Annotated in this window: 12 protein-coding genes; 1 reads left to right on the forward strand and 11 read right to left on the reverse strand. The window is 66.9% G+C overall.

Annotated elements, in window-relative coordinates; genetic code table 11:
• Positions 1–19: 19 nt before the first annotated feature.
• From CK951_RS16390 to CK951_RS16440, 11 genes are all read right to left on the reverse strand, one after another.
• A complete protein-coding gene (locus CK951_RS16390; protein ID WP_096787341.1) occupies positions 20–1093 on the reverse strand; it encodes a sn-glycerol-3-phosphate import ATP-binding protein UgpC in 1074 nt (357 codons plus the stop codon).
• Positions 1094–1954, reverse strand: coding sequence for a sn-glycerol-3-phosphate ABC transporter permease UgpE (gene ugpE, locus CK951_RS16395; RefSeq protein WP_096787342.1), 861 nt, complete (start codon positions 1952–1954; stop codon positions 1094–1096).
• Entirely contained in the window at positions 1947–2828 is an 882-nt protein-coding gene (ugpA, locus tag CK951_RS16400; RefSeq protein WP_096787343.1) for a sn-glycerol-3-phosphate ABC transporter permease UgpA, read from the reverse strand. The genes ugpE and ugpA overlap by 8 nt, the downstream gene beginning before the upstream one ends.
• A gap of 38 nt (positions 2829–2866) precedes the next feature.
• On the reverse strand, positions 2867–4162 hold the full coding sequence (gene ugpB / locus CK951_RS16405; RefSeq protein WP_096787344.1) for a sn-glycerol-3-phosphate ABC transporter substrate-binding protein UgpB: 1296 nt from the start codon (positions 4160–4162) through the stop codon (positions 2867–2869).
• Positions 4163–4357: 195 nt separating this feature from the next.
• Positions 4358–6043: a Na/Pi cotransporter family protein gene (locus CK951_RS16410; RefSeq protein ID WP_198402490.1), complete on the reverse strand. Its 1686-nt coding sequence runs from the start codon at positions 6041–6043 to the stop codon at positions 4358–4360.
• Positions 6044–6097: 54 nt separating this feature from the next.
• The gene (locus CK951_RS16415; protein ID WP_096787345.1) at positions 6098–7699 is read right to left on the reverse strand and encodes a GMC family oxidoreductase; all 1602 of its coding nucleotides are present in this window, start codon (positions 7697–7699) and stop codon (positions 6098–6100) included.
• Position 7700: 1 nt separating this feature from the next.
• Entirely contained in the window at positions 7701–8696 is a 996-nt protein-coding gene (locus CK951_RS16420; RefSeq protein WP_096787346.1) for a branched-chain amino acid ABC transporter permease, read from the reverse strand.
• 1 nt (position 8697) lies between these two features.
• Positions 8698–9585 (reverse strand): branched-chain amino acid ABC transporter permease, encoded by an 888-nt coding sequence (locus tag CK951_RS16425; RefSeq protein ID WP_096787347.1) that lies wholly within the window; start codon positions 9583–9585, stop codon positions 8698–8700.
• Position 9586: 1 nt separating this feature from the next.
• Positions 9587–10285: an ABC transporter ATP-binding protein gene (locus tag CK951_RS16430; protein ID WP_096787348.1), complete on the reverse strand. Its 699-nt coding sequence runs from the start codon at positions 10283–10285 to the stop codon at positions 9587–9589.
• A complete protein-coding gene (locus tag CK951_RS16435) occupies positions 10282–11055 on the reverse strand; it encodes an ABC transporter ATP-binding protein (RefSeq protein ID WP_096787349.1) in 774 nt (257 codons plus the stop codon). Before CK951_RS16435 ends, CK951_RS16430 begins: the two co-directional genes overlap by 4 nt.
• A 2-nt stretch (positions 11056–11057) precedes the next feature.
• Complete coding sequence (locus CK951_RS16440) at positions 11058–12260, reverse strand: ABC transporter substrate-binding protein (RefSeq protein ID WP_096787350.1); 1203 nt, start codon at positions 12258–12260, stop codon at positions 11058–11060.
• Between the two features lie 204 nt (positions 12261–12464).
• On the opposite strand from CK951_RS16440, the gene CK951_RS16445 reads away from it, so the two are divergent.
• The gene (locus CK951_RS16445; RefSeq protein WP_096787351.1) at positions 12465–13403 is read left to right on the forward strand and encodes a LysR family transcriptional regulator; all 939 of its coding nucleotides are present in this window, start codon (positions 12465–12467) and stop codon (positions 13401–13403) included.
• Positions 13404–13408 lie beyond the last annotated feature (5 nt).

Raw genomic sequence — 13408 nt, forward strand, 5'->3', positions numbered from 1 at the left:
ACGGTCGGTCCGCTTCGCCCTAATCGCCCCGGTCCTGCCCGACCTCGACCCGCCGGCCGGTCGCCGCGTCGAAGATATGGACAGCCCGCAAGTCCGGCGTCACCCTGAGGCGGTCCCCATCGCGCACCGAGGCCTGTCCGGGCAGACGCACCACGAGCTCCGCGCCCTGCGGCAGGCGCCCGTGCGCGAAGGCATCCGCCCCCAGCCACTCCACCGCCTGCACATGAAGATCGAAGGCGGGCTCGTCCGCCTCGGCCGGATGAAGATGCTCGGGCCGGATGCCGAGGATGAGCTCGCCGGACGTGGGGACGGGCAGGGGCAGGCGCAGACCGTCCACCGCGATCCCTTCGCCCTCGTGACGCGCGGGCAGCATGTTCATCGCCGGCGATCCGATGAACCCGGCAACGAAGGTCGAGGCGGGCCGCTCGTAGATCTCGGCCGGTGTCGCGATCTGCTCGGCATGGCCCGCGTTCATCACCACCAGACGGTCGGCCAGCGTCATCGCCTCGACCTGATCGTGGGTCACGTAGATGGACGTCGTGCGAACCTTGCGCTGCAACCCCTTGATCTGAAGCCGCATCTGCACCCTGAGCTTCGCATCGAGATTGGACAGCGGCTCGTCCAGCAGGAAGGCCGCCGGATCGCGCACCAACGCCCGGCCCATCGCCACGCGCTGCCGCTGGCCCCCGGAAAGCTGCCGTGGCTTGCGGTCAAGGAAGCCCTCCAGCTCCAGCATCGCGGCGGCCCGCGCCACACGCGCATCGATCTCGGCCCGGGGAAGGCGCGCGATCTTCAGGCCATAGGCCATGTTCTCGCGCACCGTCATGTGCGGATAGAGCGCGTAGTTCTGGAACACCATGGCGATGTCGCGCTCGCGCGGCTCCAGCCCGTTGACCACCCGCCCGCCGATCGAGATCGTGCCCGAGGTGATCTCTTCCAGCCCCGCCACCATGCGCAGCAGGGTCGATTTCCCGCAGCCCGAGGGGCCGACGATCACCACGAACTCTCCATCCGCGATGTCGAGGCTGACCCCGTGGATCACCTCGAGCCCGGCATAGGTCTTGCGCACGTCCTTCAGCGAGATCCCGGCCACCTATTTCTCCGTCTCCACAAGGCCCTTCACGAACCAGCGCTGCATCAGGACCACCACGAGGATCGGCGGCAGGATCGCCAGGACACAGGTCACCATCACCAGGTCCCAAGGCGTGTCGGCATCCGCGAACGAGATCATCTTTCTCAGCGCGATCACGATGGTGTTCATCGAATTCGAGTTCGTGACCAGCAGCGGCCAGAGGTACTGCGTCCAGCCGTAGATGAAGAGGATCACGAACAGCGCCGCGATGTTGGTGGCCGAGAGCGGCAGCAGGATGTCCTTGAAGAACCGCCAGGGGCCCGCGCCATCGACGCGGGCGGCCTCCATCAGCTCGTTCGGGATGGTCATGAAGAACTGGCGGAACAGCAGCGTTCCGGTGGCCGAGGCCACCAGCGGCAGGATCAGCCCGGCATAGGTGTCGATCAGGCGCAGGTCGACCATCACCTTGTAGGTCGGAAGGATCCGCACCTCGACCGGCAGCATCAGGGTGATGAAGATCAGCCAGAAGCAGGCCATCCGCAGCGGAAAGCGGAAGAAGACGATGGCGTAGGCCGAGGCCATCGAGATCACGATCTTGCCCGCCGCGATCCCGAAGGCCACCACAGCCGTGTTCAGAAGCAGCCGGTCCACGCCGACGCCGCCGATCCGTCCGATGCCGCCGGACAGCGCGCGGGCGTAATTCTCGGGACCCTCGGCGCCCGGCAGCATCGGCAGCGGCGGGCGCAGGATCTGCTGCAGCGTATGGGTGGAGGCCACGAAGACATACCAGATCGGGAAGGCCACGACGATCACGCCCGCCACCAGCAGGATGTGCGCCACGAGACGGCTGCGCGCCGAGGTGCCGACCATGTTGTCAGCCATAGTGAACTTTCCGTTCTATATACTTGAACTGGCAGGCCGTCAGGGAAATCACGATCGCCATGAGGATGACCGACTGCGCGGCGGAATCCCCGAAGCGCAGGTTCACGAAGCCGTCGTTGTAGACCTTGTAGACCAGCGTCTCGGTGGACTTGCCCGGGCCGCCTCCTGTCACGGCATGGATGATCCCGAAGGTGTCGAAGAGCGCATAGACCGAGTTCACCACCAGCAGGAAGAAGGTCGTGGGCGCGAGAAGGGGAAAGACGATGGTCCAGAACCGCCTCCGCGCCGAGGCGCCGTCGATGGCGGCGGCTTCGAGCAATGAGCGAGGAATGGCCTGCAAGCCCGCCACGAAGAACAGGAAATTGTAGCTGATCTGCTTCCAGCTGGCCGCGGCCACCACCAGCGCCATGGCTTGGCTTCCATCGAGCAGCGGATCCCAGCGGATGCCGAGCTGCCGGAGCGGCCAGGCCAGCGTGCCGAAGGACGGGTTGAACAGGAACAGCCACAGCATCCCCGCGATGGCCGGCGCCACTGCATAGGGCCAGATCAGCAGCGTCCGGTAGAAGCCGCGGCCGCGCAGCACCTTCTCGGCCTGGACCGCCAGCAGAAGCGCGATGGCCATGGAGAAGAAGGCTGTCAGGATGGAAAAGACCGCCGTGACCTGGATCGAGTTGAGCCAGGCCGGATCGGACAGCACGCGGCGGAAGTTGGCGAGGCCGACGAAGGTGGTCTTCAGCCCGAAGGCATCCTCGCGCAGCAGCGATTGCCAGAGCGCCTGACCCGCCGGCCAGTAGAAGAACACGGCCGAGATCAGCAGCTGGGGGCCAACCAGCAACCAGGGCAGCAGGCGGTGGGGGAAGGTGGCGCGATGCATGGGGAAAGGCGGGCCGCCCTGAGGGCGGCCCTTCCGGCTCAGCCGCCGACGGCCTGGCGGATGGCCTCGTTCCCGCGCTGGACGGCATTGTCGAGCGCCTGCTGCGCGGTCTGCTGGCCTGCCAGCATCTTCTCGAACTCCTCGTTCTGAATGTCGCGCACCTGCGGCAGGTTCACGAGCCGCACGCCCCTGGAATTCGCGGTCGGCTCCTTGCCCATCATCTGGGTGATCGGCACTTCACGGCCGGGGTTCTGGTCGTAGAAGCCCGAGGACTTGGTTGACTCGTAGGCCTCCATCGTCACCGGCAGGTAACCCGAGGTCTGATGGAGGTATTCCTGCACCTCGGTCTGCGAGAGATACTGGAAGAAGGCCGCGACGCCCTGATAGGTCTCGTCGGACTTGCCTCCCATCACCCAGAGGCTGGCGCCGCCGGGAACGGTGTTCTGCGGCCCGCCCGCCGTCTCGTCATAGGGAAGCTGACCGATGCCATAGTTCATGCCGGACTTCACGATATCGCCCAGACCACCTGAGCTTTCAGTGAAAATCCCGCATTCCCCCGCAAGGAAGATCTGCTTGGCCTCCGACGTCCGCCCGCCATACTTGAACGTGCCGTCCTTGGCGAGATCGGCCAGTTTCTGGAAGTGGTTCACGAAGACGGGCGCGTTGATCTGCAATTCGGCGTTGGGGTCGGCAAGGCCGTTCTCGTTCGTGGCGTAGGGCACGTCGTTCCAGGCCGCGAAATTCTCGAGATGGATCCAGGTGAGCCAGGTCGAGGTATAGCCGCAGGGCGCAGCACCGCTTTCCCTGATCTTCGCAGCCATGTCCCAGACTTCGGCCCAGGTCTTCGGCGGGGTTTCGGTGTCGAGGCCGGCCTTCTCGAAGATGTCCTTGTTGTAATACAGGATCGGCGAGGACGAGTTGTAGGGGAAGGACAGCATCGTGCCGTCCGGCTTCGAGTAATAGGCGACGATGCCCGGCAGGTAGCGCGACTTGTCGAATGCATCGCCCAGCACCTCGGCCACCGGCATGATCGCGCCCTCGGCCGCCATCATCACGCCCGTTCCCACGTCGAAGACCTGCATGATGTCGGGCGCCTGCCCGGCGCGGAAGGCAGCTATGCCCGCGTTCAGCGTCTCCGGATAGGTGCCCTTGAACACGGGCATGACCTTGTAGTCGGACTGGCTGGCGTTGAAGTCCGTGGCGATCTTCTCGACCACCTCGGCATTGGCGCCCGTCATGGCATGCCACCAGCTGATCTCCGTCTGGGCGGCCGCCGTGGTTGCCTGGGCTGCTACGGCCAGCGCCGTGACGGAAAGGAACGTGCGTCGGTTCATGAGCTTCTCTCCCTGCTGGAGGACCGGACGCCCCGTGGCTTATCCGGTCCGCATGACGGGCGTGCGACATGCGCCTCGGGCCGCGGGGTCTCCTCTCCCGCCGCGGCCACCGCCCGGCCGTCCATGTGGCTGATGTTCAACCCTTTCCCGTAAATGCGCAATATGAGAATAATACGTCGGGCGCCTTCCGCAGCGTCAGGCCTTGGTCCCCTGCGGCTGCCCGAGCCGCCGCGGCGGCACCTGCTTGCGCATCCGGCTTTCGCGCAGGGCGCCGATCTCGGTCAGGATCGGATGGGCGGCCGAGGTGACATGCGCGTTCAGCCGCTTCAGGTCGCGCAGAAGGTCGAGATGGATGGTGCTGGTCTCCATCGCCTCGGGGCGGCCCGCCCGCAACCGGCCAAGATGGCGCTCGGCCGACAGCGCCTCGAGGCGGCGGATCTCGACCTTCGACTCGACCAGCTGGCGCGCCAGATCGGCGTCGCGCCCCAGGAACACCGCCTGCGCAAGGCGAAGGTTCGCGATCGTGCGGTCGTGCACCTCGGCAAGTTCGGCGGCGCCTTCGGACGAGAAGGCCAGCCGCTTGCGGATCTTCTTCAGGGCTGCCTCGGCGATGCCGTTCTCAATGATGTCGCCCATGTGTTCGAGGTTGATCGCGAACGAGGTGATCTCGTTCGCCCGGGCCACATCCGCCTCGTCAAGCTCGGCGCGCGAGAGGCGGGTGATGTAGAGCTTGATCGCTTCGGTCAGCAGGTCGACATCCGGTTCGAGCCGCGCCACCTCGAGGGCCGCGACCTCGTCGTTCTGCAGCAGCGCCTGCCGGCTCCGCTCCAGCATCGTGCCGATGATGTCGCCCACGCGCAGCGTCTCGCGCGCGGCGACGGCAAGCGCCATGCCGGGCGTGTCGAGCAGGCTTTCGTCGAGATATTCGGCGCCCCGCCCGCTCTCCGCCGGTTCCGGAAGCAGCCGCTCCATGAGCCGGCAGAGCAGGCCGGCCAGCGGCAGGAACACCACCAGAAGCACGGCGCTGAAGCCGAGATGGGCCACGATCACCTGCAGGCCGGGATCGGCAATCGCCGTGGCGAGCAGATCGGCAAGCGGCTCCGCCAGAAGCAGGACCGCCGCAGCCCCCACCATGCGCACCGCGAGATTGCCGAGCGTGATCCGACGTGCCGCAGGCCCCTCGGCCGAGACGGCGAGCCAGGGCGTCACGGCGCCGCCGACATTGGCGCCGGCCACGAGGGCAAGCGCGGGCTCCGGCCCCACCACGCCCGCGGTGGCCAGGATCATGACCAGCAGCACGACGGCCAGCGAGGAGGAACTGGCCACGGCGAGCCCCGCGGCGAGGATGGCCGCGATCAGCGGCGCCTCTCCCAGTCCGGCGATCACCAGCGCCACGGTCGCCGAGCCCTGCAGCGGCGCGGTCACTTCCGCCATCAGGCGCAGCGCGAGGAGCATGATGCCAAGCCCCAGCACCGCGCGGCCGATCCCGCGGCCGCGCGTTGCCTGTGCCACGGAAAAGGTGGCGACGCCCGCAAGGATGCAGAGGCTTGCCACCCAGTGCAGATCGACCGAGAGGATGGCTGCCACCAGTGCGGTTCCGAGGTTCGCCCCCAGCATCACCGCCTGCGCCATCGGCGCCGGCACGATGCCGCGCGCCGCGAAGGATCCGGTGATCACCGCCGTCGCCGTGCTGGATTGCAGGCCGAGCGTGGCCAGCATCCCCCACAGCGCGGCGAGCAGCCGGTTCCTTGTGCCGCGCGAGATCCAGAGCCGCAGCGTCGCGCCGAACGCCCGCATGACGCCGGTGCGGATCAGGCGCAGCCCCCAGAGAAGCAGGGCGGCAGCGGCGAGCAGGTCGATGAACTGGACGGTGGGATGCACTTCGCTCACCACTGGAAAGGGAAGGACAACACGGTCGCGCGCGGTCCGGTTCCCTCAGGCCGAGGCGCGGGCGTCCGCGAGGATCATCTCGGCCGCCTTCTCGGCGATCATCAGCGTGGGAGAGTTGGTGTTGCCGGAGGTGATCGTCGGCATGATCGAGGCATCGGCGATGCGCAGCCGCCCCAGCGCCCGGAAGCGGAGCCGCGGGTCCACCACGCTCGCCTCGTCCGCGCCCATGCGGCAGGTGCCGACCGGGTGGAAGATCGTGGTGCCGATCCGGCCCGCGGCCTCGACCAGCTCCTCGCGGGTCTGGAATTCGGAACCGGGGCGGTATTCCTCGGGGCGGAAGCGGGCGAAGGCGGGCTGCGAGGCGATGTGGCGCGCGATGCGGATCGAGCGCACGGCAACCTCGCGGTCGCTCTCGGTCGAGAGGTAGTTCGGCGAGATGGCCGGCTGGCGGACCGGATCGGGCGACTTCAGGTGCACGCTGCCCCGGCTGTCGGGTCGCAGGTTGCAGACGCTGGCGGTCATGCCGGGGAAAGGGTGGACCTTGTCGCCGAACTTGTCGAGCGAGACGGGCTGGACGTGGAACTCGAGATCCGGGGTCGCCTTTTCGGGGCCCGAGCGGGTGAAGATGCCGGCCTGGCTCGGCGCCATCGACATGGGCCCCGAGCGGCGCAGCAGGTATTCCACCCCGATCGCGGCGCGTCCGAACAGGCTCGTGGCCTTCTCGTTCAGCGTCGGCACGCCGTGGACCTTGAACACGAGGCGCAGTTGCAGATGGTCCTGCAGGTTCGCGCCGACCGCGGGGGCGGCGGCCACGACCTCGACCCCGGCCGCCTTCAGCACCTCGGGATCGCCGATCCCTGACAACTCGAGGATATGCGGCGAACCGATGGCGCCCGCCGACAGCACGACCTCGCGTCCGGCACGCAGCTCGCGCAGTTCGCCCCCTTGCCGGCAGAGCACACCGCGGACCTCGCCGTCCTCCACGATCAGGCGGACCACCTGCGCCTCGGTCATCACCCGCAGGTTCGGCCGCTTCAGCGCGGGGCGCAGGAAGGCCTTGGCGGTGTTCCAGCGGATGCCCGAGCGCTGGTTGACGTCGAAATAGCCGCCGCCCTCGTTCGAGCCGCGGTTGAAATCGTCGGTCCGGGGAATGCCGGCCTGCTCGGCCGCGTCGAGGAAGGCGTCGAGCACCGCCCAGCGGACGCGCGCCCGCTCCACCCGCCACTCGCCGCCCGCGCCATGGTGATCGCTCGCGCCCAGATGATGGTCCTGCTGGCGGCGGAACAGCGGCAGCACGTCTTCCCAACCCCAGCCGGTGCAGCCCATCTGCCGCCAGCCGTCGTAATCCTCGGCCTGGCCGCGCATGTAGATCATGCCGTTGATCGAGGAACAGCCGCCAAGCACCTTTCCGCGCGGGTAAATCAGCGCGCGGCCGTTCAGGCCCGCCTCCGGCTCCGTGGTGAAGCACCAGTCGGTGCGGGGATTGTTGATGCAGTAGAGGTAACCCACCGGGATGTGGACCCAGTGGTAGTTGTCGCGCTTGCCGGCCTCGATCAGCAGCACCCGGTTCCGCGGGTCCTGCGACAGGCGGTTGGCCAGCACGCAGCCCGCGCTGCCGGCCCCCACGATGATGTAGTCGGCGTCCATCTCAGCGCTCCGGGTTGAAGCCGAGGCGGCGACCGAGCCGCGAGGCATAGAACTCGCCGACGATCCCGCGCCGGAAGAGCAGCACGCAGGCCATGAAGACGAGGCCGGTGATGATCGTCACCGGAAAGTCCGACGTGGCGAGGTAGTTCTGCAGCGTCACCACCAGCCCCGCGCCGATCACCGGGCCAACCAGTGTGCCGATTCCGCCAAGCAGCGTCATCAGGATCACCTCGCCCGACATCTGCCATGTCACGTCGGTCAGCGTGGCGAACTGGAACACCAGCGCCTTGACGCCCCCCGCGAGGCCCGCCAGCGCAGCCGACATCACGAAGGCGCCCAGCTTGTATTCCGCAACCGAATACCCCAGCGAGATCGCCCGCGGCTCGTTCTCGCGGATCGCCTTGAGGATCATCCCGAAGGGAGAGTTCACGAAGCGCCAGATCGCGAGCATTCCCAGCGCGAAGACGCCGAGCACGAAGTAATACATGTTGGTGGTGACCGAGAGGTCGATGACCCCGAACAGGTGGCCGCGGGGGACGGACTGGATGCCGTCCTCGCCATGGGTGAAGGACGCCTGCAGGCAGAAGAAGAAGAACATCTGGCTGAGGGCGAGGGTGATCATCGCGAAATAGATCCCCTGCCGCCGGATGGCGATGGCGCCCATCACCAGCCCCAGCACCGCAGCCCCCGCCATGCCGAGCAGCAGCCCGAACTCGGGCGGCCAGCCCCAGACCTTCACCGCGTGGGCGGTGAAATAGGCCGAGCCGCCGAAGAAGGTGGCGTGGCCGAAGGACAGAAGGCCGGTGTAGCCGAGAAGCAGGTTGAAGGCCGCCGCAAAGAGCGCGAAGCACAGAAGCTTCATCAGGAAGATCGGATAGAGGAAGAACGGCGCCGCGATCAGGGCTACCGCCGCCGCCACCAGAATGGCGATCTTCAGCGCGCCCACGCGCGGATGGGGTTTTGCGGCCTGCGCGGTCTGGGACGAGCCACTGGCCATGTCACGCATCCTTTCCGAAGAGACCCGCGGGACGCAGGATCAGCACGATCGCCATGATGACGAAGATCACGATGTTGGAAGCCTCGGGGTAGAAGACCTTGGTCAGCCCCTCCGCGATGCCCAGCATGTAGCCGGTGACGATGGCGCCGAGGATCGAGCCCATGCCGCCCACGACCACCACGGCGAAGACCACGATGATCAGGTTCGACCCCATCAGCGGCGAGACCTGATAGACCGGCGCCGCCAGCACCCCCGCAAAGCCCGCCAGCGCCGCACCAAGCCCGTAGGTGAAGGTCAGAAGCAGGGGCACGTTCACTCCGAAGCTCTGGACCAGCACCGGGTTCTCGGTCGCCGCCCTGAGGTAGGAGCCGAGCTTGGTCTTCTCGATCAGCAGCCAGATGCCAAGGCAGACCGCGAGCGAGGCCACCACCACCCAGCCGCGGTAGATCGGCAGGAACATGAAGCCGAGGTTCACCGCCCCGGTCAGCGCGGCCGGCGGCGCATAGGGCTGGCCCGAGGTTCCGAAGAACCAGCGGAACGTCCCCTCGATGGTCAGGGCAAGACCGAAGGTGAACAGAAGCCCGTAGAGCGGATCGAGCTTGTAGAGCCGCGAGAGCATGGTCCGCTCGATCACCGCGCCCAGAAGCCCCACTATCAGCGGCGCGATGAGCAGGGCGGGCCAGTAGCCGATCCCCGTCTGGGTCAGCAGCAGAAGCGCCGCGAAGGCGCCGGCCATGTATTGCGCGCCATGCGCGAAGTTGATGACGCGCAGCAGGCCGAAGATCACCGCCAGCCCCAGCGACAGCAGCGCATAGAACGACCCGTTGATCAGGCCGACCAGAAGCTGCCCGAACAGCGCCGCGGTCGGAATGCCGAAGATCGTCATCATCTCACACCCCCAGCACCGAGTTCAGCATCGGCATGTTCTCCGGCAGGTCCTCGACGGGGAATTCCGCCACCATCCGCCCGTGGTCCATCAGGTAGAAACGGTCCGCAACCTTCGAGGCGAAGCGGAAATTCTGCTCGACCAGCACGACGGTCATGCCGCGATCCTTCAACTCCATCAGCACCTCGCCGATACGCTGGATGATGACCGGAGCAAGGCCCTCGGTCGGCTCGTCCAGAAGCAGGCAGCGCGCGCCCGTGCGCAGGATGCGGGCCATGGCAAGCATCTGCTGCTCGCCGCCCGAAAGCTTGGTTCCGGGACTTGAACGCCGCTCTGCAAGGTTCGGAAAAAGCTCGTAGATCTCGGCGACGGACATGCCCCCTGGAGCGACGATGGGGGGCAGCATCAGGTTCTCCTCGACCGACAGGGTCGCGAAGATGCCGCGCTCCTCGGGCACGAAGCCCAGGCCCGCGCGGGCGGTCCGGTGCAGCGGGACCGGCATCATGTCGCGTCCGTCGAACGCGATCCGCCCGGTCCGCTTCCTGAGGATGCCCATGATGGCGCGCAGGGTCGTGGTCTTGCCCATGCCGTTGCGGCCGAGGATGCAGATCGTCTCGCCCTCCTCGACGAACAGGTCGACCCCGTGCAGCACGTGGCTTTCGCCATACCAGGCGTGAAGGCCGGTGACCTCCAGCAGCGTCATGCGTCCTCCGTTCCCATGTAGGCCGTGCGCACGCGCGGGTCCGCGCTGACGGTGGCATAGTCGCCGTGGGCAAGGATCTCGCCCCGCTGCAGCACGGTGACGTGGTGGCAGATGTCGGCCACCACGCTCAGGTTGTGCTCGACCATCAGGACCGCGCGGTGGCGGGCGACCTCGCGGATGATCTCGGACACCATGCGCACGTCCTCCTGGCCCATGCCGGCCATCGGCTCGTCCAAGAGCAGCACCTCGGGGTCGAGCGCGAGGGTCGTCGCGATCTCCAGCACGCGCTTGCGGCCATAGGACAGGTCCGCCGCCCGCACGTCGCGGTAGCGGCTCAGGCCCAGCTCCTCGATCAGCACCTCGGCGCGGCCGTTCAGTCTGTCAAGCGCGCGGAGCGGCAGCCAGAACTGCACGGCCAGTTCCGCCGGGCGCTGCAGCGCCACGCGGACATTCTCGAGCACCGTCAGATGCGGAAAGACCGCCGAGATCTGGAACGACCGCACCATCCCCATGCGCGCGACGCGGTCGGGGCGCATCCGGGTGATGTCGGTGCCAAGCAGCGTGATCGTGCCGCGGCTTGGTTGAAGAAACTTCGTCAAAAGGTTGAAGACGGTTGTCTTTCCTGCACCGTTCGGGCCGATCAGCGCATGGATCCGCGCGTGGTGCACGTCGAGGTCGACGTTGTTCACCGCGGTGAAGCCGCCGAAATCCCGGCCGAGGCCGCGGGCGGACAGCACCACCCGCGGCTCGTGGTCTGCGACCATCGACATGATCAGTTCGTGACGAGCGGGCAGCCGCTCTCGGCGGGGTCGAGATAGGCCTGATCGCCCGGAATGGTGGCGAGGACGTTGTAGTAGTCCCACGGCACGTCGCTGTCGCCGGGCTTCTTCACCTCGAGCAGATAGACGTCCGAGATCATCCGGCCGTTTGGCGCAACCTTGCCGCCTTGCGCGAAGACATCCTCGACCGGCAGTTCGTGCAGCTTTGCGGCAACGGCCTCGGTCGCGTCGGTGCCGGCGGCCTCGATCGCCTTCAGATAGGACAGGACGGCGGAATAGGTTCCGGCATGGACCATGTTCGGCATGGCGCCGGTGCGCTCCATGAAGCGCTTGCCGAAGGCGGCGCTGTCCTCGTTCCGGTTCCAGTAGAAGCTTTCGGTCAGCGTGAGGCCCTGCGCCGATTCGAGGCCCAGCCCGTGCACCTCGGCCAGCGTGAAGAGCAGCGCCGCAAGCCGCTGTCCGCCCTGCACGACGCCGAACTCGCCAGCCTGCTTGATGGCGTTCTGCGTGTCGAGGCCGGCATTGGCCAGCCCGATGACCTTGGCGCCCGAGGCCTGCGCCTGCAGCAGGAAGGACGAGAAATCCGTCGTCGCCAGCGGATGGCGCACCGCGCCCACGACCTGGCCGCCCTTCTCCTTCACGACGCCGCCGGTGTTCTCTTCCAGCGAATAGCCGAAGGCATAGTCCGCTGTCAGGAAATACCAGGAATCGCCGCCCTGTTCGACCAAGGCACCACCGGTCCCGATGGCAAGCGCATGGGTGTCATAGGCCCAGTGGAATCCGTAGGGCGAGCATTGCTTGCCGGTCAGCTCGGTCGTGGCGGCGCCGGTCGTTATGGTGACCTTCTGCTTCTCCTGCGACAGCGCCTGCACGGCCAGCGCCACCGACGAGGTGGTCAGTTCCATGATCGCGTCCACCTGTTCGGTGTCATACCACTGGCGCGCGATGTTCGAGGCGATGTCGGGCTTGTTCTGGTGATCGGCGGTGACCACTTCCACCGGCTTGTCGAGCACCTTGCCGCCGAAATCCTCGACCGCCATGCGGGCGGCCTCGTAGCTGAACTTGCCGCCGAAATCGGCATAGACGCCGGACTGGTCGTTCAGGATGCCGATCTTGACCACGTCATCGGATACCTGAGCCGCCGCCGGGGCGGCCAGGGCGGCCAGAGACGCCGCCGACAAAAGGACTTTCCGCATCAAAGCTACCTCCCTGGGACGGATGCCATAGGCGCCGTCTCGTGCGAACCTGCCGACCCCGTCCTGTTCATGAATATGCCGCCGAGGCCTCCTCAAACCTCTCGGACCGCTTGAGGATCAACGCTTTCGGCTCTGGACTCAAGCAAATTGTCGCATCTATTTCGCTACATGATCTGTACGTTTCTGAACAGCCAAGGGTGACGCATGGGCAACTTCACATGGGACGACCTGCAGTTCTTCCTGGCGGTGGCCCGCTCGGGACAGCTGTCGCGGGCCGCCCGGCAGCTGCGCACGAGCCATGTCACCGTCTCGCGGCGGATCGACCGGCTCGAGGCCGGGCTGAAGATGCGCCTGTTCGAGCGGAACCCCCGCGGATACGAACTTACCGCCGTCGGGCGGCGGCTGATCGAGACGGCCGAACGGATGGAGGCCGAGGCCGAGCGCATGCAGGTCGACCTTCTCGGCGACGGCCCGGGCCAGCGCGGCGTCCTGCGCATGGCCGTGCCCGAGGGATTCGGAAGCTGGTTCAGCCGCGTCCTGCTGCCGCCCTTCACGCAGCGCTTCCCCAACATCGCGCTGGAGCTGATCACCCTGCCGCAGATCATGTCGCTGTCGCGGCGCGAGGCGGACCTGACGGTGACGCTGGATCCGCCCAAGGCCAGCCCCTACCATTCCGAAAGGATCACCGACTACAGCCTGCACATCTACGCCGCGCGCGACTACCTTGCCGCGCATGCGCCGATCCTCGGGCGGGCCGACCTGCTGAAGCATCCCTTCATCGGCTATATCGAGGAGATGATCTTCGCCCCCGGCCTCGACTACCTGGGAGAGATCCACCCTGGCATCCGCGCGCAGTTCAAGAGTTCGTCGATCTTCAACCAGTTGGCCGCGACGCGGAACGGGCTGGGGCTGTGCGTGCTGCCGTTCTACATCGCCGACATGTTCCCCGATCTCGAGATGGTGCTGCCGCAGGAGGTCGCGCTGCGGCGCACCTACTGGCTGACCTGCCATCGCGACGTCCGGCCGCTTCCCCGCGAACGTTCGGTGATGACCTTCCTCCTTGAGGCGGGGCACAGCCATGGGAGGAGCCTCCTCAACCTTTCCCTGTCCCGAAAATCGGAGGTGGCTACTCCTTTGGATTGATCACG

The sequence above is a fragment of the Rhodobacter sp. CZR27 genome, from assembly GCF_002407205.1.
GTDB lineage: Bacteria > Pseudomonadota > Alphaproteobacteria > Rhodobacterales > Rhodobacteraceae > Cereibacter_A.